The sequence below is a fragment of the Streptomyces albidus (ex Kaewkla and Franco 2022) genome (genome assembly GCF_013870515.1).
Lineage (GTDB): Bacteria > Actinomycetota > Actinomycetes > Streptomycetales > Streptomycetaceae > Streptomyces > Streptomyces albidus.
Map to the genome: position 1 here is coordinate 20,939 of NZ_JACBXA010000028.1, position 20,861 is coordinate 41,799.

Annotated in this window: 18 protein-coding genes and 2 pseudogenes; 11 read left to right on the top strand and 9 right to left on the bottom strand. The window is 68.6% G+C overall.

What is annotated here, in order from left to right; genetic code table 11:
* Positions 1–41 precede the first annotated feature (41 nt).
* Together H5J26_RS07600 and H5J26_RS07605 are read right to left on the bottom strand one after the other, a co-directional pair.
* Positions 42–1,958, bottom strand: a complete 1,917-nt coding sequence (locus H5J26_RS07600) for an AMP-dependent synthetase/ligase (RefSeq protein ID WP_181764965.1) — start codon at positions 1,956–1,958, stop codon at positions 42–44.
* A 97-nt stretch (positions 1,959–2,055) separates the two neighbouring features.
* Positions 2,056–3,360, bottom strand: a complete 1,305-nt coding sequence (locus tag H5J26_RS07605; protein ID WP_419183764.1) for an acetyl-CoA C-acetyltransferase — start codon at positions 3,358–3,360, stop codon at positions 2,056–2,058.
* A 72-nt stretch (positions 3,361–3,432) separates the two neighbouring features.
* Here H5J26_RS07605 and H5J26_RS07610 point away from each other — a divergent pair, with 72 nt between their 5' ends.
* Together H5J26_RS07610 and H5J26_RS07615 are read left to right on the top strand one after the other, a co-directional pair.
* Positions 3,433–4,800, top strand: a complete 1,368-nt coding sequence (locus H5J26_RS07610) for a 3-oxoacyl-ACP reductase (RefSeq protein WP_181764951.1) — start codon at positions 3,433–3,435, stop codon at positions 4,798–4,800.
* Positions 4,801–4,806: 6 nt separating this feature from the next.
* A complete protein-coding gene (locus H5J26_RS07615; RefSeq protein WP_181764952.1) occupies positions 4,807–5,751 on the top strand; it encodes a MaoC/PaaZ C-terminal domain-containing protein in 945 nt (314 codons plus the stop codon).
* On the opposite strand, the gene H5J26_RS07620 is transcribed toward H5J26_RS07615, so the two are convergent.
* Positions 5,720–6,343, bottom strand: a complete 624-nt coding sequence (locus H5J26_RS07620) for a TetR/AcrR family transcriptional regulator (RefSeq protein ID WP_181764967.1) — start codon at positions 6,341–6,343, stop codon at positions 5,720–5,722. The two genes, H5J26_RS07615 and H5J26_RS07620, sit on opposite strands and share 32 nt — an antisense overlap.
* A gap of 515 nt (positions 6,344–6,858) precedes the next feature.
* Between H5J26_RS07620 and H5J26_RS07625 the strand changes: the two genes are divergently transcribed.
* The 4 genes from H5J26_RS07625 to H5J26_RS07640 all read left to right on the top strand — a co-directional run bounded on the left by H5J26_RS07625 (position 6,859) and on the right by H5J26_RS07640 (position 10,783).
* Positions 6,859–8,355: a GntP family permease gene (locus H5J26_RS07625; protein WP_181764953.1), complete on the top strand. Its 1,497-nt coding sequence runs from the start codon at positions 6,859–6,861 to the stop codon at positions 8,353–8,355.
* Positions 8,356–8,467: 112 nt separating this feature from the next.
* Positions 8,468–9,103, top strand: a complete 636-nt coding sequence (locus H5J26_RS07630) for a TMEM175 family protein (protein ID WP_309237821.1) — start codon at positions 8,468–8,470, stop codon at positions 9,101–9,103.
* A gap of 103 nt (positions 9,104–9,206) precedes the next feature.
* A complete protein-coding gene (locus H5J26_RS07635; protein ID WP_181764954.1) occupies positions 9,207–10,106 on the top strand; it encodes an MIP family channel protein in 900 nt (299 codons plus the stop codon).
* Between the two features lie 197 nt (positions 10,107–10,303).
* The gene (locus H5J26_RS07640; protein ID WP_235980472.1) at positions 10,304–10,783 is read left to right on the top strand and encodes a hypothetical protein; all 480 of its coding nucleotides are present in this window, start codon (positions 10,304–10,306) and stop codon (positions 10,781–10,783) included.
* Between the two features lie 81 nt (positions 10,784–10,864).
* On the opposite strand, the pseudogene H5J26_RS07645 reads toward H5J26_RS07640, so the two are convergent.
* A pseudogene (locus H5J26_RS07645) lies at positions 10,865–11,423 on the bottom strand (GNAT family N-acetyltransferase).
* A gap of 585 nt (positions 11,424–12,008) precedes the next feature.
* On the opposite strand from H5J26_RS07645, the gene H5J26_RS07650 reads away from it, so the two are divergent.
* Both H5J26_RS07650 and H5J26_RS07655 read left to right on the top strand, forming a co-directional pair.
* Positions 12,009–12,581 carry an RNA polymerase sigma factor gene (locus H5J26_RS07650; RefSeq protein ID WP_181764955.1) on the top strand — a complete coding sequence of 191 codons (573 nt, stop codon included), beginning with the start codon at positions 12,009–12,011 and terminating at the stop codon, positions 12,579–12,581.
* Complete coding sequence (locus H5J26_RS07655; RefSeq protein ID WP_181764956.1) at positions 12,574–13,554, top strand: hypothetical protein; 981 nt, start codon at positions 12,574–12,576, stop codon at positions 13,552–13,554. Before H5J26_RS07650 ends, H5J26_RS07655 begins: the two co-directional genes overlap by 8 nt.
* A 227-nt stretch (positions 13,555–13,781) precedes the next feature.
* Here H5J26_RS07655 and H5J26_RS07660 read toward each other — a convergent pair whose 3' ends face one another.
* Both H5J26_RS07660 and H5J26_RS07665 read right to left on the bottom strand, forming a co-directional pair.
* A complete protein-coding gene (locus H5J26_RS07660) occupies positions 13,782–15,155 on the bottom strand; it encodes a permease prefix domain 1-containing protein (RefSeq protein WP_181764957.1) in 1,374 nt (457 codons plus the stop codon).
* Positions 15,152–15,523, bottom strand: coding sequence for a PadR family transcriptional regulator (locus tag H5J26_RS07665; protein WP_181764958.1), 372 nt, complete (start codon positions 15,521–15,523; stop codon positions 15,152–15,154). The genes H5J26_RS07660 and H5J26_RS07665 overlap by 4 nt, the downstream gene beginning before the upstream one ends.
* Positions 15,524–15,814: 291 nt before the next feature.
* Here H5J26_RS07665 and H5J26_RS07670 point away from each other — a divergent pair, with 291 nt between their 5' ends.
* On the top strand, positions 15,815–16,639 hold the full coding sequence (locus H5J26_RS07670) for a HEAT repeat domain-containing protein (RefSeq protein WP_181764959.1): 825 nt from the start codon (positions 15,815–15,817) through the stop codon (positions 16,637–16,639).
* A gap of 189 nt (positions 16,640–16,828) precedes the next feature.
* Here H5J26_RS07670 and H5J26_RS07675 read toward each other — a convergent pair whose 3' ends face one another.
* The 3 genes from H5J26_RS07675 to H5J26_RS07685 form a co-directional block, all read right to left on the bottom strand.
* Positions 16,829–18,193, bottom strand: a complete 1,365-nt coding sequence (locus H5J26_RS07675; RefSeq protein ID WP_419183765.1) for a dicarboxylate/amino acid:cation symporter — start codon at positions 18,191–18,193, stop codon at positions 16,829–16,831.
* Positions 18,194–18,355: 162 nt separating this feature from the next.
* Positions 18,356–18,646, bottom strand: coding sequence for a DUF4229 domain-containing protein (locus tag H5J26_RS07680; RefSeq protein ID WP_309237822.1), 291 nt, complete (start codon positions 18,644–18,646; stop codon positions 18,356–18,358).
* 160 nt (positions 18,647–18,806) lie between these two features.
* Complete coding sequence (locus H5J26_RS07685) at positions 18,807–19,331, bottom strand: GNAT family N-acetyltransferase (protein ID WP_181764961.1); 525 nt, start codon at positions 19,329–19,331, stop codon at positions 18,807–18,809.
* A 179-nt stretch (positions 19,332–19,510) separates the two neighbouring features.
* Between H5J26_RS07685 and H5J26_RS07690 the strand changes: the two genes are divergently transcribed.
* The gene (locus H5J26_RS07690; protein WP_181764962.1) at positions 19,511–20,596 is read left to right on the top strand and encodes a DUF3344 domain-containing protein; all 1,086 of its coding nucleotides are present in this window, start codon (positions 19,511–19,513) and stop codon (positions 20,594–20,596) included.
* Between the two features lie 56 nt (positions 20,597–20,652).
* Positions 20,653–20,861: pseudogene (locus H5J26_RS31350) on the top strand (glycosyltransferase family 1 protein); the annotation flags it as partial.

Sequence of the window (20,861 nt, forward strand, 5' to 3'; positions counted from 1 at the left end):
GCCGCGCGGCCCACGCGGGACCTTGCGGGCACGGTCGCCGGTCAGCCCCGGTACAGCTTCGCGATCTCCGCCTCGTAGTCCTTCACGATCGCCGCGCGCCGGAGCTTCAGCGACGGGGTCAGATGCCCTCGCTCCTCGGTGAAGTCCTGCGGCAGGACCGCGAAGGTGCGGATGGACTCGGCGCGCGAGACCATCCTGTTCGCCTCGTCGACGGCCTGCTGGAGGTTCTGCCTCAACTCGCCGTCCTCGACGAGCTGTTGAGGTGCCAGATCCTGCTTCTTGTGCATCTGCTGCCAGTGCGCCAGCCCGTCCGGCTCCAGCGTGATCAGCGCCGTGATGTACGGGCGGTTGTCGCCGATGACCAGGCACTGGCTGACCAGGGGGTGTGCTCGCAGCCAGTCCTCCAGGGGCGCCGGGGCGATGTTCTTGCCGCCGGAGGTGATGATCAGGTCCTTCTTCCGCCCGGTGATCGTCAGGTAGCCGTCGGCGTCGAGCGCGCCGATGTCTCCCGTGGCGAACCAGCCGTCCGCGCCCACGTCCGGGACCGCGGTGCGGCTGCGGGAGTCCCAGTAGCCGCTGAAGACGTGCGGCCCCTTGAGCAGCACCTCGCCGTCGTCCGCTATCCGTGCCGACGTGCCCGGCATCGGCCAGCCGACCGTCCCCAGACGGGGCTTGAGCGGCGGGGTGCACGTGGAGGCGCCCGTGGTCTCGGTCAGTCCGTAGCCCTCGAAGACGGAGATTCCGGCGCCCTCGTAGAAGGCGGCCAGCCGGGGGCCGAGCGGGGAACCGCCACTGATGACGTAGCGGCACCTGCCGCCCAGCGCGGCCCGGATCCGCCGGTATACCAGGACGTCGTAGAGGCCGCGCGCCGCCTTCAGCCCGGTGCCGGGGCCGCCGCCCCGCCCGTGCTCCTGCTCCTCGACGGCCTCTCCGTACCGCCGGGCGATGCGTGCCGCGCGGTCGAACGAGGAGGCGCGGCCCATCTTCTCGGCGGTCGCGCGACCGGTGTTGTAGACCTTCTCCAGCACATAGGGGATGCCGAGCAGGAAGGTCGGGCGGAACCCGGCGAGGTCCGCGAGGAGTTCCTCGGTCTGGATGCTCGGCGCGTGACCGAGCCGTACGCGGGCCCGCATGCAGGCGACGCCGACCATCCGTCCGAAGACGTGCGAGAGCGGCAGGAAGAGCAGCGTCGCCGCCGGGTCCTTGCTGACCGACTTGAAGACGGGGTGCAGCAGTTCGATGTCGTTGTCCACCTCGGCGAAGAAGTTGCCGTGGGTGAGCACGCATCCCTTGGGCTGACCCGTGGTGCCTGAGGTGTAGATGAGGGTGGCGACGTCGTCGGGACCGATGAGGGCGCGCCGCTCCTCGGCCACCCCGTCCCCCAGCGCCTTGCCCTCTTCGGCGATGTGGGAAAGGGCTGCGGCGTCGAGCTGCCAGAGGTGGTCCAGCAACGGGAGGGCGCCCCGTTCCGCGGAGAGCATCCGGGCCTGTTCGACGTTCTCCACGGCGCAGCCTCTCGCACCGGAGTGCTGGAGGATGTAGCGGGCCTGAGCCGTGGAGGACGTCGGGTAGATGGGGACGGTGACGAGCCCGGCCGCCCAGCCCGCGAAGTCGAGCAGCGTCCACTCGTACGTCGTGCGGGCCATGATGGCGATCCTGTCGCCGGCCTCCAGGCCGAGAGCGATGAGCCCCTTGGCGACGTTGTTCACCTCACGGGCGAACTCGCTCGCGGTCACGTCCCGCCAGGTGCCGTCCGGGCGCTTGCGGCTGAGCACGGCCTCGGAGGGCGCTTCGGCGGCGTTGACGAAGGGGATGTCGCCGAGGGAACCGCTCGTGACCCTCGGAGCGAGCGGCGGCACGGTGACCTCGCGTACGACGCCGTCCACCACCACCTTCTCCGGTTCGACGAGCGACGGTCCGGCGCCGGCGGCCGATCTTGCGGATTCGTCGGCGGACACGGCTGCGTTCACGGGCTGGGACGACACGAGCGGCTCCTCTCCATGACGTACCTCGGTGATTCGGCGGAATGCCGTGCCGGCATTCCAGGGAGAGGGCTCACGCCTTCTCCAGTACGGCGGTCACCCCCTGCCCGCCCGCCGCGCAGACGGAGATCAGCCCGCGTGCACCGGACTGCGCCTCCTCCCGTTCGGCGAGGAGCTTGGCGAGGGTGGCGACGATGCGTGCACCGGTCGCCGCGAAGGGGTGACCCGTCGCGAGCGACGAACCGGCGATGTTGAGACGGCTCCGCTGAAGCGGTGCGAGGCCCCTCTTCTCCCAGGCTGCGAGTGTGGCCAGCACCTGCGAGGCGAACGCCTCGTGAATCTCGAAGAGTTCGAAGTCCTCCATGGTCAGCCCTGCTCGCTCCAGCATCCGGGGCACGGCGTACGCGGGCGCCATCAGCAGTCCGTCCTCGCCGGGGCGCCCCTCCTCGTCGAAGAACCCGACCGCGCCCGTCTCGTACGCGGACAGGTAGGCGAGCGGCTTCAGGCCGCGCTGCTCGGCCCAGTCCTCGCTCGCGAGCAGTACGGTCGCGGCGCCGTCGGTGAGCGGGGTGGAGTTGCCCGGGGTCATCGTCGGGTCCGGCTGATCGGTGCCGAAGACCGGCTTCAGCTGGGCGAGTTTGTGCGCGGAGGTGCCCGGACGGAGGTTCTGGTCGCGGGCCAGTCCGCGGAAGGGGACGACGAGGTCGTGCAGGAATCCGCTGTCGTAGGCGGTGGCGAGGTTGCGGTGACTCGCGGCGGCGAGTTCGTCCTGCTCGTGCCGGCTGACGCCCCATTCGCGTGCCGTGACGGCCGCGTGCTCGCCCATGGAGAGGCCGGTGCGGGGTTCGGCGTTGCGGGGGATGTCGGGGACGAGGTGCCGGGGCCGTATCCGGGCCAGCTCCCTCGCCCGATCCTTGAGCGTCTTCGCCCTGCGGGTGGCCAGCAGGATGCGCCGGAGCTCGTCGTTGACGCCGAGGGGGGCGTCGCTCGCGGTGTCGGCGCCGCCGGCGATGCCCGCGTCCAGCTGCCCGAGGGCGATCTTGTTGGCGACCGTGATCACCGCCTGCAGCCCGGTGCCGCACGCCTGCTGGATGTCGTAGGCGGGTGTGCGCGGATCGAGGCGGGAGCCGAGCACCGTCTCACGCGCGAGGTTGAAGTCGCGGCTGTGCTTGAGCACGGCGCCGGCCACGAACTCGCCGACTCCGCGGTCGCCCGCCAGTCCGTACCGCTCGACGAGCCCGTCCAGCGCGGCGGTGAGCATCTCCTGGTTGGAGCAGGTCGCATACGGTCCGTCCGAGCGTGCGAACGGGATGCGGCTGCCGCCGAGGACCGCGACGCGGCGAGGGGTGCGGGAACTCATGAGGCCGTTGGAACTCATCCTCGACCAGACTCCTGACCTGAAAGTAACCTTACTCGGAAGTAAATTTACGCGAGCTGAAGGAGTTGGGGAATGGCTGACCGGTATCTGCATTGGACCAACACACGCCCCGGTCGCACCCTGAGCCGCAGGCTCGGCCTCCCCCGGCCCGTACCGCTGCACCGTTGGTCGGCGGAGCGCCCCGCCCTGGAGGGTGGCCCGGTGCTGCACCTCACGCCCGTGCCGCCGCGGGAAGGTGGAGCGCACTCGAAGGATCTGGCGGAGGTGCTCGACGGCGTCGGGCTTCCCGTCCGCAGCGACGCGGAGCCGGGCACGCGGTACGCGGCAGCGGTGGTCGACGCCACGGGCATACGAACCGTCAAGGAACTGGGGCGGGTTCACGAGAGCCTGCACCCCGTCGCCCGCTCGCTCGCGAGCTGCGGCCGAGTCGTCGTGCTCGGCTCACGCCCCGACCCTGCCGACCACGGGCAGGCGGCCGCGCAGCAGGCACTGGAGGGCTTCGTCCGCTCGCTCGGCAAGGAGCTCGGCGGCGGCCGCACCGCGCAGTTGGTGCGGCTCGCGCCCGAAGCCACCGCCGCCGACGCCGAGTCGACGCTCCGCTTCCTCCTCTCCCCCAAGTCGGCCTACGTCAGCGGCCAGGTCGTCGAGATCGGTGAAGCGGCGGCCTCCGCGGGCCGTCCCACGGAGGTGACCGACTGGGACCGCCCGCTCTCCGGCCGTACGGCCCTGGTCACCGGCTGCGCGCGCGGCATCGGCGAATCGGTGGCCGCGACACTCGCGCGGGACGGCGCGCACGTCATCTGCCTGGACGTCCCGCAGGCGGAGGACGATCTGACGCGGGTCGCCGAGGCCGTCGGCGGCACGGCACTCCCGCTCGACATCACCGCGGACGACGCCGGCGCCCGCATCGCCGGGGCCCTGCCCGCGGACGGCCTGGACGTCCTGGTTCACAACGCGGGCATCACAAGGGACCGCAGGCTGGCCAACATGAGCGCGGAGCGCTGGGGTTCGGTGCTGGACGTCAACCTGGACTCCGTCGTACGCACGACCGACCATCTGCTCGCCGCGAAGGCGCTGCGCCCTGGCACCGGCCGGGTCGTCGCCACCGCGTCGATAGCGGGGATCGCAGGCAACACGGGGCAGACCAACTACGCGGCGAGCAAGGCCGGAATCATCGGCCTCGTGCGCTCGCTGGCACCGCGCGCCGCCGCCGAGCACGGCGTCACCGTCAACGCCGTCGCACCCGGATTCATCGAGACGAAGATGACCGCGGCCGTCCCCTTCTTCATCCGCGAGGCGGGCCGCCGCATGAACTCCCATTCCCAGGGCGGGCTTCCGGTCGACGTCGCCGAGACCACGGCGTGGTTCGCCGGTCCCGCGTCCTACGCCGTCAACGGCCAGATCGTCCGCGTCTGCGGGCAGAGCCTGCTGGGAGCGTGAACCGCCATGACCGTTCAGCATCTGACCGCGCCGCCCCGCCTTCCGGTCGTCCTCGCACGCGGCGCCCTCGCCTCACCGTCGAAGCGCGGCCCGTACGACAAGGCGCGGCTGCCGGACGACCGGCTCGTGCTGCCTCAGGCGCACACGGACCCCCGGCGACTGCGCTCCTACGCCGAGGTCTGCGGCTTCCCGCAGCCCGGGCAGGAGGACTCCGGGAACGCGCCGAGCGGCGACGGGACCATGCCGCCCAGCTACCCGCACATCCTCGGATTCCCGCTCGCCATGCGCCTGATGGCCGACCGCGCCTTCCCCTTCCCGCTGCTCGGCCTCGTGCACACGGGCATCCAACTCACCCAGCACCGGGCCCTGCGGGCACACGACCGGCCTGAGATCTCCGTGCACGCCCAGGGCCTCAGCCCGCACCGGCGCGGCAGCCAGTTCGACATCGTGACGGAGGCACGGCTCGCCGGTCAGCTCGTGTGGCACTCCAGCAGCACGTATCTGTGCCGGCACCACCGCGAGAAGCCGTCCGGCGAACCCGCTCGTCAGGACGAGCAGCCTCGCCCGCTTCCCGTACGGGACCGGTGGAAGCTGCCCACCGGTCTCGGGCGCCGCTACGGCGCCGTGTCCGGGGACCGCAACCCCATCCATCTGCATCCGCTGACCGCGAAGCTCTTCGGCTTCCCCCGGCACATCGCCCACGGCATGTGGACCTTCGCGCGCGCCCTCGCCGGGACCGGGGCGGCCGTCGGCTGCGAACAGCTCACCGCACGCGCCGAGTTCAAGTCGCCGGTGCTGCTTCCCTCGACGGTCGCCTTCGGCTGGGACGAACCGACCGCGTCGGCCGGCACCTACCGGGGAGCAGTACAGGTCCACCGCTTCGAGCTGCGCGGCGCGCACGAGGTGGAGCGACTGCACCTCACCGGTGAGGTGACCAGCGAGCGCCTTTGATCATCTGCTCCAGGCCCGTCCAGCAGAAGTTCATGAGAGTGGCCGCGGTCTCCTTCGCCGAAGGTGCGTCGTCCGTACGGGCGTTGGCCCACACCGCAAGGGACTCGGCCGCCCCGACCATGGCGTGCGCGAGCCCGGAGACCTCGCGCTCGGCGAACTCACCCTCGCAGCCGGCGTCCAGGGCCGCCCGGCTCAGCAGCAGCCTCACCAGCTCCGTGATCTCGGCCCGCATACCGGCCACTTCACGGGCGAAGGGCTCGCCCTGGGTGTCCGCGCGATGCAGCACGGACCAGCCGTCGGGGTGCGCACGCGTGTGCGCGAAGAAGGCGCACAGGCCCCTCCACAACTGCTGGTCGGCGGACGTGTGCCGCTCGCTCGTGCCGCCCCGTACCGCCTCGACCAGCGCTGCTCGCTCTCGCCGGATGCAGGCCGTGAACAGGTCTTCCTTCGACTTCAGATACAGATAGACCAGCGGCTTGGAGACGCCTGCCTGCTCGGCGATGTCGTCCATCGACGCCGACTGGTATCCGTTCTTGGCGAAGCCTACGACCGCGGCGTCCAGCATCTGACGCTCCCGCACCTCCCGCGGCATCCGCCGACGTCCCCCGCTGTTCTTGCTGCTGGTGCCCACCGCCACTGCCTCTCCACCACATCTCCCCACGGGCTCCTCGCTGGTAAGCGTACGCGGACCCTCCGTCACGGCGAGGCCGTGCGCCGGGGTTGCCCTGGAATGACGCGCGGCGGCACCGACTTGCCGGACCTGCGCTCTTCGTGTGCGGGTGCCCGGCCCGCCGGGCGGGGCTGCCGCCGCAGGTGCTGCCGGTCCTTCCGTGCCAGCCGGCTCCGGACCCTCCGCGGTCAGACGTCTGCGACGACCAGCCGTACGGCAGCCGCCACTTGACGTCTCGCATCGTGAGCTGAGGCATGGTCATCCGAAGCATTCTGCATACGGTCAACAACTCCCTCCCGCCCCGTGCACAGGCGAATCTGCGCGCCGACGTGGGGCTTCGAGGGGAGGCACCCCTGAGGCACATGTCTTGACCCGCTCGATGAGCGCCTCCACCATGAGTCGGCTTCCCGTTGAAAGCTGCACCAAGGAGCGCGCGGATGTCAGATGTTCCGGTTCTGATCAACACCGCGGTCGCGATCATCGCCACCGTGATCCTGATCGTCCGCTTCCGGGTGAACCCGGTGATCTCCCTGGTGCTGGGGTCCCTCTACCTCGGCCTGACGACCAAGCTCGGCCTCGGCAAGACCGTCGAGACGATCACCAAGGGCTTCGGCGACATCATGGCCGAGGTCGGCCTGCTGATCGCCTTCGGTGTGCTGATGGGCTCGATCCTCCAGGAGATGGGCACCATCGAGCGCCTGGTCAAGCGGCTGATCCAGCTGTTCGGACCGGCACGTCTGCCGTACTCGATGTCGCTGACGCTGGGCACCCTGCTCCAGTCCATCTACATCGACGTGCTGCTGGTGATGTCCGCCCCGCTCGCCCGTTCCGCGTCCCGCCGAATAGGCCCGCAGGGCACACCGCGGATGGCGGTGGCCATGGCCATCGGCCTGGAGTGCGGAATCGTCCTCGTCGTACCGGGTGTCGGCACTCTGGCACTGGCAGCCCTGCTGCACGTGCCGCTGGGCACGATGCTGGTCTGGGGCCTGGTCCTGATCATCCCGACGATCGTCATCTCCATGGCGATCATGACGTTCCTGTTCCGCAAGGGCTTCTGGAACACCGCCAAGGACGAGACCGCCCCCACGCGGGAATCCGCCCTGACCGAGGAGAGGGCCGAGGAGTCCGTGGAGGCCGCGGCGCAGCCGGTCGCCGCGGGGAGCGGACCGGCAGCCGGGTCGGCCACCGTCGGCACTGACGGGGCGGACGGGGCGGCGGAAGCCACCGGCCGCAAGGCCGATGACGCCCAGGACGCTGAAGACGCGTCAGACACGGAGAACGCGGAGGCCGGTCCTCCGCTGCTGGTCTGCTTCGCACCTCTGATCGTCGCACTGCTGATGATCGCCGCCGGTGCGATCTCGGAAGCCGTCGGCTGGAAGAACAGCGTGCTCGGCCTCGTCTCGGACCCGGTGGTCGCCCTCCTGGCCGGACTCATCGGCACCGTGATCACCGGTCGCCTCGCTGTCGGCAAGCAGCGCGTGGAATCAGCGATCGCGAGTGGCTTCCGCGAGAGCGGCCAGATCCTCATCCTGACGGCGGTCGGCGGCTCGCTCGCGGCGGTGGTCTCGGCCGGCGGCCTGGGTGACATCCTGCGGGACTACTTCTCCCCCAACTCCTTCGCCCCGCTGCTGCTCGTCTGGCTGATCGCGGCCGTACTGCACATCGCCGTCGGCTCCGTCACGATCTCGGCCATCACCGCGGCGGGAATCCTCGCGCCGATCGTCCCGAGCCTCCACATCGACCCGGTCCTCATCGCCCTGGCCGCGGGAACGGGCTCCCTGTTCGCCGTACACGTCACCAGCAACACCTTCTGGCTGCTCCAGTCCCTGCTGGGACAGACGACGCGCGGCGCGCTCAAGACCTGCACAGTCGGCGTCTCGGTCGCCTCAGTCGTGGCGATCCTGCTGCTCCACCCGCTCAGCCTGCTGTTCTGACCGCCCCTGCGGGCCTCACCCCGACCGCGCGCTCTGCGCACTTCGTGTGCGCTTCCGGACGGAACGGGCGCGTACAAGTAGGGGCGTACAGCCCCGCATCTACCATCCGTGCGTGAACCGGACACCCGCTGCCACCCCACAGAGCGGGGGCCTCGAGCGCCTGGAGAACCTCTCGGACGGGGTCTTCTCCATCGCGATGACGCTGCTCGTACTGGACATCACCATCAGGCGGGGCCTCAGCACCGACGGCTTCGACGACGCCCTGCACCGCACCCTTCCCCACATCGCCGCCTACGCGCTCAGCTTCGCCGTCATCTCCGAGTTCTGGCGCGACCACCGCCGCATCCTGGCGGGTTTCCCCTCACTCGACGGCACGGTCACCAATCTGACCCTGCTCGGGCTCGGCCTCACGGCGCTGCTGCCTTTCCCCACGGCGCTGCTGGCCGAGTACAGCTACCAGCCCCTGGCCGTGGCGATCTACGGCCTCAGCGTCGCCTCGCAGAACGCCGTACATCTGGCGCTGCTGCTCGCCTCCCACCGGCGCATCGGCCGGCCGGCTGATGCGACCGTGCTCCGTGTGCGCCGCCTCGACGCACTCGACCTGGCGTCGACGGTGTTCGTGTTCGGTATCACCGTTCCGTTGGCCTTCGTCTCACCGACGGCTGCGAAGTGGGTATGGCTGACGCTTTTCCCGGCCAAATTCATCATCGGCCGTATGCAGCGGAATGCCGGTACGCCATCGGATTGACATACAGGGTGACTCGCCGTCAGGCGCCCTTCGCCGGGTGCCCCCCTGCTTACGGTTTCGGAGAGGGGCAGGAAGGGCTGTTCCACCCGACCAAGGAGAGCCGATGGCTGAGCACACTGCAGGACGCGGTACTAGCCGCCGCGGTTACAAAGAAGGCCTCGGTGGGGAACTGCTCGCCGAATTCCTCGGAACGCTCATTCTGATTCTGATCGGTTGCGGATCGGTCGCTGTCGCCGTCGTCGGCCTTTCCGGATCGGGCCGCCAGGCAGGCGCCTTCGGCCCCGCCAACTGGCTGATCATCTCCTGGGGCTGGGGTCTGGCGGTGACCTTCGGCGTGTACGTGGCCGGGGGCATCAGCGGCGCGCACATCAATCCGGCCGTCACCCTCGGATTCGCCGTTCGCGGACACTTCCCCTGGAAGAAGATTCCGTCCTACTGGGCGGCGCAGGTCTTCGGCGCATTCGTCGGAGCCTCCATCGTCTACGCCACGTACCACTGGGCGATCGACGCGTTCAACAAGACGGAGGGAGTCGGACGGGAAGCCTCACTGCCCACCTTCTCCATCTTCGCGACATTCCCAGCCGAGTACTTCGGGGATTCGTGGTGGGGTCCGCTCCTCGACCAGATCGTGGGCACGGCGATCCTGCTCTGCTTCATCTGCGCCCTCATCGACCAGAAGAACACCGCACCAGGGTCCAACATGGGCCCCTACCTCACCGGCCTGGTGGTCGTCGCGATCGGTCTGACCTACGGCACGAACGCCGGATACGCGATCAACCCCGCCCGCGACTTCGGCCCCAGGCTCTTCACCTTCTTCGAGGGATGGGGATCCATCGCGTTCCCGGGGAAGTTCGAATGGTTCACGAGCTACTGGTGGATCCCCATCGTGGGCCCGCTGATCGGCGCCGTCATCGGCGTCCTGATCTACGACAACGCCATCAGCAAGGTCATCAAGGCCCGCGCAGGCATGCACCCCGAGGGAAGAGCGGGCGAGGCCGAGTAACCTCCGACCCACACAGCACCGGCCCACGCTGCGCCGCACACACGGAACCTCTCGTGTGTGCGGCGCAGTCATGAGCAGCGAAGGCACGAGTTCGGCCGCGAGCATCCCGACCAACCGCCGACGGGGCGTGCCGCCTTCGCAGGTCCGGGCGGGAATGCCTCTGGTGTGGCTGCGTCGGCTCGTACAGGCTGCGGTGAATGAACTGGATGCCCCTGCTCTCGACGCTGACCGGTGCCGTCATCGGCATCGCCGCCACCCTGACCGCCGACCGCAACCGCTGGCGTCGCGAGGAGCGGCGCCACGCACGCGAGGAGCGCCGCGAGGTCTACACGGAGTACGTGTCCGCGCTCAAAGCAGCAGGCGAGGAGATACGGGCGGTGGCCCTGGGCGATCACATGTCGGAGTCCTCGCGTGCGGCGGCCGTGCGGGAGGCCTTCCGCAGCAGCGGCCTTCACACGGCGAGCGAACGCCTCTGGCTCATGGGCCCGCCGCAGGTCGTGACGGCGGCCAACGAGGCGTTCCACAGCCTCCGCCGGATACGCGACGCCTACGTCGAGGGTGCGGCCGTCCAATCCGCCGAGGACGAGCCTCTGATCGCGCAGCGACGTACGGCCATGGCGCGGATGCGCGACCACATGCGTGAGGACCTCGGCGTGGAGCCACTCGGCTTCGAATGACCCGCCGTCCCGCCCCCGCACCGGCCGGCCTTCGTCGTACGGAACGCTCAGTCGTGCGGGCCGCTCACCCGTACCGGACGCTCAAGGACGCCTGCCGGCCCGCCACTCCGGGGCCAGCACCGACCAGACCTCCAGGTCGCGCCGCTTCCCCCGGTACAGACGGCTCTCGCGCAGCACGCCGTCCATCGTCATCCCGAGCCGCCGGGCCACGGCGATGCTGGCCTCGTTGGCCGCGGAGGCGATCCACTCCACACGGTGGATGCCTCGCTCCTCGACCGCCCAGTCGATGATCACCCGTGCCGCGCGGGTCACCAGCCCCTTGCCCACCGCCGACGGCTCCAGCCAGCAGCCCGCCTCGGCGGTGCCCTGCTCGACGTCCATCGTCCGGAAGAGGACCCCGCCGACCAGCTTGCCGTCCGTCCAGATCCCGTAGATCCGCCCCGTGTCGGCTGCGGCCTTCTCCGCGTACGACTGGAGGTAGGAGCGGCTCGACTCCAGGTCCGCGACGGCGTCCGGCAGCCCGATGTGCTGCCCGATGAACTCCCCCCCCTCGCTCCATGTGGGTCAGGAACTCCTGGGCCCGCCACGGTTCGAGGGGGCGCAGCTCAGCGCCGTCGTCACCCAGGGATCTCGCGAACATCGTCATCCTCCCCGCCCAGAACAAGTGCACGCGCCATGCATTCTCCCATCGGCCCGGGCCACGGGGTTCCTGGATATTGCCGCGACCAGGGGCGGGGGGGCATGGGCCTGCGGTACGGGCCGCAGCAAGGCACTTGCAACGCTGCATCACCGCAGAGCGTGAAGCCACGCCGTTGATCACGCCATCGATGCCTACGAGGCGATCATGTAGGTCCTTGGCTGACGGCCCGTCATCACCTGCACCCTTCTGACCTGGCACATGTCACAACTCGACTCGAGTACAGGCACTTATGTGCGTTGGAAGAAGCTACATGCCCGCAAAATGATCGCTTCGATTGGTCGGGAGGACGAGTGGACTCGGTGTGGATCACCGCGAGCCTGACCGTGCTGGTGAGCACCATGCACGGGGTAGTTCAACTCATACGGCACCACATGCGGAAGAAGGTCGAACTAGCGCGCATCACGGAACGCGGCCGCACGGAGCGGGTGCGTCGGGTCGCACAGTTCGCCTCCTTGGAGGAGACGGTGAAAGGTCACAGCCTTCGTGTCACACCCTTCGTCTCCCCCGACACAGGTGGTGTTGACCATGGAGGACGCAGCGAACATTGACCTCGCCTCCCGGCAGTTGGTGGAGGAGCCCCTAGCACTCCCAGGCCGAGAACTGGCTGAAGAGTTGCACGAGCGCGAGTTCGCGGGCCTGGTCCGCCACTTGCTCTTCCAGGGAGCCTCGTGGACCGAGGCCCAGGACGCCGCGCAGGACGCCTTCACGCAGATGTGCCGACCCGGCGTTCGAATCTCCCATCCCAAAGCATGGCTACGCACTGTTGCGTGGCGCTCCTGGGTCGGGCAGCAGGTTCGGGTGGAGGACGCATACCCGGAGATTCCTGATTGCGAAGCAGTGATCCACTGGCAGTGTCCGGCACAGGCCGTGGAGATCGGCCACGAGGAACGAGAAGTCATCGCCGTGCTGCTCTCACTCCCCGCCAAGCAGCGTGCTGCGATGGCCTGGCTGTGTGACGGCTTCACCACCGAGGAGATCGCCCGCGAGATGAAGACGACGCAAGCTTCGGTGCGTCAGAACGTCGCGCGAGCCCGGGCGGCGTTGAAGGCCGGCCTTGGACTTCAACAGCCTGCCAACGAAGAGAGGCCTGATGACTGACGTCCGTCGTGGTGAAGAAACACTGACTACTGACGAGGTTCTCGACTCCAAGCTCGCCGCAGTGCATCGGAGCATGGGTGCCGCGGTGCATTGCCGCCTGAGCGGGAGCGACGGGCCCCCCGAACTACGCGATCCGGACCTGGCCCTCACTCGGGCATTAACCTCTGCATTCCGTCAGATCGGGCTGGCGACCGTTGCTCGCCTCCAACCGGTGGCTGATACGGAGAGCACAAAGCCAGCCTCCACGCGCTACTCCAGGCCGCCACAGGAACACGAGCTCCTCTCGCATCTGCCAGCTACGCGACTCAAGTACCGCTGTGCGGCTCTGGAAGCGGCCCGAACCGTCGAGCCGCAGGAGTTGCGGCGCACGGCGGGGGAAGCAGTCTCATGCGCCCAGCAGCTGAGTTTTCTCCTGTCAGAGGGAGAACGGTGCACCGAAGTACACGGCGCTCTGCGGAAGTTGGGGCGTCGTCTGGAAGAGATGATCCGACTCCCCCTGCCGTCCCGGCAACGCGCCGCTCTCGCGGGCCCTGACTACCTCGAAGCTGTCAGGGCACATCTCGCCGCACCGGCTGCACGCATCGTGTCGGCAGCGCGCAGCATCCGCCGCCTCATGGAGCCGGAACTCCTCTCCTGCCTAGAACAGGACGACGAAGACTCGATGCCGCAAGCATGGTTGGGAGCGGCAGAGGTCGCACAAGACATCGCAGATGACCTGGCTCGACTCGCCACAGAGGCAGAGCAGTTGGCACAAGTCGCAGCGACGGTGGAACAGGCCAGCAATGACTTCTGTGGCGCGGATCTACGCAATGCCAGGTTGCACGGGGTGCCGCTGGACGGGGTGTTGTGGGATCTGGGAACCGAATGGCCCGAGGATTGGGAGCGGCACATCCGTGAAAGCTCTGTCCCCACGGATGGCATGTACGGGGTCCTTGTGATTGAGCACCCAACCGCCATACGAAGTGAAGCGTGAACACCTCCCCCCAAACCGAGGGCAGCTCACACCAGTTGCGAACACTGCCCCCACAGCCTTGGTGAGGCTGTCCTCCGACCTCTGCAGGGCAGGGAGTTGAGGAACGGTCGATGGAAGGGGCCGCCGAACAACGCGCCAACTCCCCCGACCTCCGCAGAGGACAGGGGAGTTGACGAGCCGCGACGTGATCCCGTCCGCCTCGAAGGCGCCCGGGGACGGACGTTGGATCAGAGGTAGCTGAACAGCGGCGGAAAGACCAGGGCCACGATCCAGGCCCACACGGCGTAGACCGGGAGATAGCCGGTCTGCCAGCGCTCGAGTGCCGCGAACGGTGTGCGCCTGCGGACGAACCCCAGGACCAGCCACGCCGACCAGGCGAGGTTGGCCAGCAGGATGACGTTCTCTCCCAGCGCCGCGGCCTTGTTGGGTGTGGTGCCGTACTCGGTGATGCGCCCGGTGATCTCGAACAGCACCAGCACATCGATGACGAGCGCGCTGACGACGAGGACGAGCTGCAGCCTGTCGAAGATGTTGGGCGAGGCGAGCGGATCGCGGGCCGAGAGCGAGTAGAGCAGCAGCCCCAGCACCACGGCCAGCAGCAGGTCGAACAGGATCAGCGCTTCCCGCTCGATGTCGAGTCCGGCGCCCGTCCAGCCGAAGGCGACGAGGAAGGCCAGCAACACCAGGGCGAACAGCGGGGTGAACAGCCGCGCCAGCACCGGGGCCATGTTCTCGACCACGCTCTGCTTGGCTTCCACGAGCCACCCGGCCACCACGACCGCGGCCACGCCGCCACAGGGAAGGAGCCATTGCGCCATGGCGTCCTCCGGGACGATCCCGATGGCCTTGAAGGTCCCGAAGACGAAGGCCGTCAGCACACCGCCACCGGCAGCCATGAGCGCGAGGTAGACGAACCATTCACCGGTGAAGCGAATGAAGTCCATGCGCCGGCGTGACGAGCGCACATCGTCGGCCACGTAGGCCAGACCGACCACGAACCAGAGTGCGATGGGGAGATGGATGCCAGTCGTGACCGCCGACTGGGACTCCTCCCCGATCGGATAGGCGTTGGCCGCCACGGCACCGAGGGCGAACAACGCCAGCATCACCCCGATCAGTCCTCGTGCTGCCTGACGGCGCCAGGCCAGGAAGGCCGCCAGCCAGGGAAACGCGAACAGACTGATGTTGAGTCCGTAGAACGCACCGTCGTGTTCGAAGCTCAGCCCGAAGAGTGCCGGCACCTTGACGGATATCGCCGCCCCGGCCGCACAGATGACCATGGCGAACAGGTCACGCCGCGACCGGGTGCCCTCCACCGCGCCCTCGGTCTCGCCGGTGAGCACGAGTTGCTTCCACAGCCGCTCGGAGTGTTCCCGGGCGAACTCGCGGGACAAGTCGTCCAGGCCGCCCATGCGTTTGACCGCGACCAGGAACGCCTCGTCGGCGCGCAGGCCCACGGAGGTCAACTCCTCGACGGAACCCCGGAGATGGTCTTCGAGCTCTTCGGTGTCGGACTTCCGTAGCTCCGGACGCCGCTCCACGTACTGACGCCACTGGGCGAACTGGGCCTCCAGCCCGTCCTGATCGTCTTGCGGTGTCATGCCCGGCCCTCCAGTGGTATCGCCGGCAACGTCCACTCGCCGGAGTCGAGCCAGACCTTTTTGAGCGCGTCCACGACCGTGTTCCACTGGCGGCGCTGCTCGGCAAGCTCAGCGAGACCACTTTCGGTGATGCGGTAGTACTTACGCCGTCGCTCCCCGGTGACCGACTGCCAGCTCGACTCCACGTGTCCGAGCCGCTCGAGCCGGTGCAGCAACGGATAGAGCAGCCCCTCGGTCCAGTCCAGCTCTCCGCCGGACAGATCGTTGATCCGCCTGAGGATGGCGTAGCCGTAGCTCTCCCCCTCGGACAGGATCCCCAGCACCATCGGCGTCGCCGAGGCGGCCACAAGATCCTTGGTGACCCTCACGAGACCTCCCTGCCTCCATACCTAGAACCACAAGGCATAGTAGTCCTAGGTATTTCAGCGGCACAAGGAACCGATCGCGCCCCCACTCAGCGGGCCCGCACACGTCCAACCAGCCCGCGAACGGCATGAGTCGACGTGAACGCTCCTCCAAATGCGAGCACCCGGAACGCGCCGACTCTCCCGACCTCCGTAGAGGCCAAGGGAGTTGGCGAGCCGCGCCATGCGGCCGTGCCGCGTTCGGTTGCCGGGTCCCGGTCGTGCTCCGCAGGGCGGGCCCTAGCATGCTCGGTCATGGCGATGTTCGTGCACCTGACGTCTGCGGCGAACACGGAGCGCATCCGGCGGGCCGGGATCCGTGCCGCGAGTCACGGCCAGGGCGGTGCTCGGGGGGTGTACTGCTTTCCGGTGCTGCCGTCGTACACCCTCACTCACCAATGGCTGCGCGAGCTGGCCCGATTCGGCAGCAAGGGAGGGCTGGCAGCCGTCCATCTGCGACTGGACGACGACCAGCAGGTGCTCGTCGGTCGCTACGCCGACCAGCCGCAGGGCAGTCAGACCGCCACCCGTGCAGCCGAGGCGGTGCGACGGATAGCGACCTTGGAGGACCCGCGTGGCTGGGAGGTCTTTGTACCCCGGGCGATCCGGCCGCGTGAAGTGCATCGAATCCGCAGCGCGCCCCAGGGGGGCGGCTGGCGGTACTTCCCGAATGCACATGGCCGGCGCCCCTGCACCTGCTTCGGCTGTCAGGTGCGAGGGGGCTACGGTGCGCGGCGCCTGCGCGAACGACTGCCCGATGCGGCTGACGGTCCACCGCCACCGGCCAGAGTTCTGCTCGCCAGGGTCGAGGCAGCCGGCGATCCCGGGGACCCGGGGGAGCTGCGCGAGGCGCTGTACTGGTTCGGCATGCGTCGGCGCGGGCCGCTCGCCCAGCTGTCCCGCCTCGCCTCCCACCCTGACCCCAAGGTACGGGCCGGGCTGGCCTGGGCCGTCGCCCGTTGGTCGACCCCTGGGGTCACCGACCTGTTGGACGGCCTCGCGGACGACCCGCACCCCCATGTACGAGGCATCGTCGTGGCAGCCCGTGCCGAGCGAGATGCCGTCCAGGCCGCCCCGTGATGCTGCGTCGGCGTGCCCTACGGCCTCTTCGTGCCCGTACAGCAGTACCTCGCCGAACACACACAGTCGCGGCGGAAAAGCTGCAAGTGCGCAGGTGCCCAACCCGCGCGCACGGTCAGGGACCCCGGAAACGCCGACTCCCCTGAACTCGACAAGGGTTCAGGGGAGTTGACGCTCAGCAGAGCCGCGCTACGCAGCCGTCGCTACCTGCTCCCGCTCGGTCTCGAAGGTGTCCAGGTCCATGCTGCGCGCCCCCGCGTACTTGTCGCGGTCCAGGATGTTCTCCCGCGCCGACACCAGCACCGGGATGACCGCCTGACCGGCGACGTTCGTCGCCGTCCTCATCATGTCCAGGATCGGGTCGATCGCCAGCAGCAGGCCGACGCCCGCGAGCGGCAGGCCCAGCGTGGAGAGGGTGAGCGTCAGCATGACCGTCGCGCCCGTCAGTCCCGCCGTAGCCGCCGACCCGATGACGGAGACGAAGACGATCAGCAGGTACTCCCTCAGGCCGAGTTCGATGCCGTAGAACTCACCGATGAAGATCGCCGCGATGGCCGGGTAGATGGAGGCACAGCCGTCCATCTTGGTCGTCGATCCGAAGGGCACCGCGAAGGACGCGTACTCGCGGGGGACGCCCAGGCGTTCCGTGACCTTCTGCGTGACGGGCATGGTGCCGACGGACGAACGTGAGACGAAGGCCAGCTGGATCGCCGGCCAGGCGCCGCGGAAGAACTGCAGCGGGTTGACCTTGGCGACGGTGGCCAGCAGCAGCGGGTAGACGCCGAAGAGGACCAGGGCGCAGCCGATGTAGACGTCGGCCGTGAACGTCGCGTACTTGCCGATCAGATCCCAGCCGTAGTCCTTGATCGCGGTACCGATGAGGCCGATGGTGCCGATCGGGGCGAGCCGGATGATCCACCACAGGGCCTTCTGCAGCAGCGCGAGGACGGCCTCCCCGAAGGTGAGCAGCGGCGCGGCCTTCTCACCGAGCTTGAGCGCGGCGACTCCGACGACGACCGCCATGAAGACGATCTGCAGGACCTGGAGTTCGGTGAACGGCGTGATGATGTCCGTCGGGACGATGCCGGTGAGGAAGTCCAGCCAGGACCCGGCCTCCTCCGGCTTCGCCGCGTCCTTGGCGGACAGGCCCGTGCCGGAACCGGGGTGCGTGAGCAGCCCGATCACGAGTCCGATGGCCACCGCGATAAGGGAGGTGGCCATGAACCACAGCAGCGTCCGCGTCGCGAGCCGGGCAGCGTTGTGCACGTTGCGCAGGTTCGTGATCGAGATCATGATCGCGAAGAAGACGAGCGGGGCGACGGCGAGCTTCAGCAGCTGGACGAAGATCTCGCCGGTCTTGGTGAGGGCCGTACCGAGCCAGGCGACGTCGCCGCTGCGGGTGATCCACCCCAGCGCGACGCCGAGGAGGAGGCCCAGCAGGATCTGCGCCCAGAACGGGACCTTGGGTATTCGCCCCGGCCCGGAAGACGGGGGCGCGGAGCCGGCTGAGGATTCGGTGGCGGAATCAGGGGAGGGGTCAGAAGGCAGGGACACGGTCGGACTCCCGCTCGGCAGTGGGTCTTCGGCATCCGAACAGGCATCCCGTCCGGAATCGGCAGATCCCAGAACGCCGCCCCGGGCCGTGGCCATTCCCCTCAGTGCACGACGCCGGGTGTGATGCGCCTTACAGGGCTGCCGACCCGAGAGGACGGCCCCCTACGCGTGGCTGTCTTCCTGGCCCTGATTCGCCGCGAGCCGGTCCTTGGCCCTGTCCACACCGTCGACGATCTGCGCCGACATCGCGTCCCGCTGCTTGCGCAGCAGTACGAAGCTGAGCGGGGCCGAGATCACGAGCGCCAGGAGCACGACCCAGAGGGGGTTGGACTTGCCGATGCCCTCGGGGATGACCCCGGTGTAGGCGAGCACTGCGACCAGGACGAGGCAGCCGACGAAGACGCCGGCCCGCATGGCGGTGTAACGGAGCGTTGCGTGCGACTTGCTGATCACGGGATCTTCTCCGGACTTCTTCTTCGTCGGTACGGCGCCGCGGACGGCTCGTAATCCAGTCAAACACAGCGCCGGGAGCGATCTTCCCTGCCCCTTGGGCGGCCATCGCACGCCGAGGCGACCCGCGACGGGAAACGCGAGGCCGGGAGGTGGAGCGCCCTCAGGCGAGCGCGAGCCAGAAGATGACGTCGTCGCGCAGATCGCCCTCGGCGACCTCGATCGCGCCCGGCAGACGGCCCACCTCGCGGTACCCGCAGCCGAGGTAGAACCGCTCCAGGCCGAGACCTCCACGGCAGGTGAGCTTCAGCGCGGTGATGCCCTCCATGCCCCGCGCCTCCTTCTCGACCTCCGACATCAGGTCGCGCCCGTATCCCTTGCCCTGGAGCGCGGGCTGGACCATCACCGTGTAGACGGAGCACCAGTGGCGCTTGAGCCGGTGTGTGTTGAAGCTGAGAAAGGCGGCGGCGACGATCTCCCCCTGCTCGTCCCGGCCGATCATCATCCGTGTGCGGCCGTCGTCGACGGCCGCGAGGTGGCTCAGCAGGTCGTGACGCACGTCTTCCACGGTCACGGGAGGTACGAAGCCGACCGCGCCGCTCGCGTTGGTGACGTCCCTCCACAACACGCAGAGGCCGTCGCTCAGTTCATGCGTGATCGACGGATCCATCTCGAAGGTCAGCGGCATACCGCCGACCTTAACCCAGGCAGACCGTTCGACTGTTTCCGATGCTCTGTTCGGCTCCAATGGGACGACCGGGTGTCGGCTAGTCAGTGAAAAGGGAAAGATGACCGGCGTGCCACTCGGGTTTCCCTCAGCGCCTTTGTAAAGGTCACTTTGTTTCGTGACGGGAGGCGGAGTCATCCATGGTGAACAAGAAGAAGACCGCTGTGCGCGGTCTGTGGTGCGCGGTCATGTGCACGGCGACGGTGTCGTTGTCCACGCCCGCAACTCACGCATCCGGACCGCCGGCAGGGCAAGCGCTCAAAGAGCGCTACCACGCCGTGCAGCACGGCGGTGTCGCCCGGGCGGCGAATTCGTCCATCACCTGCCGCAAGGTGATCGGAAACGCAGTTCCCTGTGCCTCGGCGCAGAAGGGTGAGGCGGGCACGAACGGCGACTACGAGATGTTCTACTCGGACGTCGACCGCGACCCCAACACCTACAACTCCACCAGGGCGACACTGCGGATGCCCAAGGGCGCGAGGGTGAGCTACGCCCGTCTGTACTGGGGCGGCAACACCCGCGTCGGAGAGGTCAAGCCGGCCAAGGACAACGGCCGCGTCCTGATCGCCGAGCCCGGCGGCAGCTACCGCGCGGTGCTCGCCGACACGGTCCGCAAGCACCGGCGCAGCGACGGCGCGGACGCCTATCAGGCCTCCGCGAACGTGACGAAGCTCGTCAGGAGCAGCGGTCCCGGCCGGTACACCGTGGCCCAGCTGAACGTGGCGATGGGTCACTCCAAGGCCGGCGCCTGGGGCGGCTGGACGCTGGTGGTGGCGTACGAGGACAGCAAGTCGCCTCTCCGCAACCTCGGCGTCTGGGACGGCTTCGTGCCCTCGGGAACGGCCTCCAAGGGAATCCCAGTCGCGACGCGGGAGATGAATTTCTCCCCGAACGCCAAGGGCAACGTCGGCGTCGTCGGATATGACGGGGACCGCGGTTCGGCGAAGGAATCCTTCACCCTTGCCGCCAACAAGCGCGCCGGTACGCCGCTTTCGAATTCGGCGAACCCGGCAGGCGACACGTTCAATTCGACGATCACCGATCGCGGACGGCAGGAATCAGGGCGTGTTCCCGCTCACGTGAACACGCTCGGATACGACTCCGACATCTTCGACGCGGCGCAGGCTCTGCGTCCCGGCGGAAACCGTCTCCTCTTCCGCTTCGCGTCCGGCGACGACGACTACCTGCTCGGCGCGCTCTTCGCGCAGGTCGACGCCCGACGCTGAATTCTCCCTCCCCCGCCAGAATTTTGTCCGGTAGTGACGTTCGAGGAGACGTTCGGGTGCTTTCGAAGCGCAGAGACCGAAGGGACCCGCTCACGGTCCTTCATCTGGCACAGCCGGTGGAAGGCGGGGTGGCGAGGGTCGTGACCGATCTGGTCGGGGCCCAGACGCGAGAAGGCGTGAGAGTCGTCGTGGCCTGTCCGGAGGGCGGCAGCCTCTCCCGGCAGGCCGCGGCGGCGGGCGCGGAGGTCGACGACTCCCTGCACGA

Bases quoted from the DNA above. Each gene is read 5' to 3' on its own strand.
- H5J26_RS07605 (WP_419183764.1), bottom strand. From the start codon at position 3,360: ATGAGTTCCAACGGCCTCATGAGTTCCCGCACCCCTCGCCGCGTCGCG.
- H5J26_RS07655 (WP_181764956.1), top strand. From the start codon at position 12,574: ATGACTGACGTCCGTCGTGGTGAAGAAACACTGACTACTGACGAGGTT.
- H5J26_RS07615 (WP_181764952.1), top strand. From the start codon at position 4,807: ATGACCGTTCAGCATCTGACCGCGCCGCCCCGCCTTCCGGTCGTCCTC.
- H5J26_RS07685 (WP_181764961.1), bottom strand. From the start codon at position 19,331: ATGCCGCTGACCTTCGAGATGGATCCGTCGATCACGCATGAACTGAGC.
- H5J26_RS07660 (WP_181764957.1), bottom strand. From the start codon at position 15,155: ATGACACCGCAAGACGATCAGGACGGGCTGGAGGCCCAGTTCGCCCAG.
- H5J26_RS07690 (WP_181764962.1), top strand. From the start codon at position 19,511: ATGGTGAACAAGAAGAAGACCGCTGTGCGCGGTCTGTGGTGCGCGGTC.
- H5J26_RS07625 (WP_181764953.1), top strand. From the start codon at position 6,859: ATGTCAGATGTTCCGGTTCTGATCAACACCGCGGTCGCGATCATCGCC.
- H5J26_RS07650 (WP_181764955.1), top strand. From the start codon at position 12,009: ATGGAGGACGCAGCGAACATTGACCTCGCCTCCCGGCAGTTGGTGGAG.
- H5J26_RS07610 (WP_181764951.1), top strand. From the start codon at position 3,433: ATGGCTGACCGGTATCTGCATTGGACCAACACACGCCCCGGTCGCACC.
- H5J26_RS07670 (WP_181764959.1), top strand. From the start codon at position 15,815: ATGGCGATGTTCGTGCACCTGACGTCTGCGGCGAACACGGAGCGCATC.
- H5J26_RS07640 (WP_235980472.1), top strand. From the start codon at position 10,304: ATGAACTGGATGCCCCTGCTCTCGACGCTGACCGGTGCCGTCATCGGC.
- H5J26_RS07635 (WP_181764954.1), top strand. From the start codon at position 9,207: ATGGCTGAGCACACTGCAGGACGCGGTACTAGCCGCCGCGGTTACAAA.
- H5J26_RS07620 (WP_181764967.1), bottom strand. From the start codon at position 6,343: ATGCCGCGGGAGGTGCGGGAGCGTCAGATGCTGGACGCCGCGGTCGTA.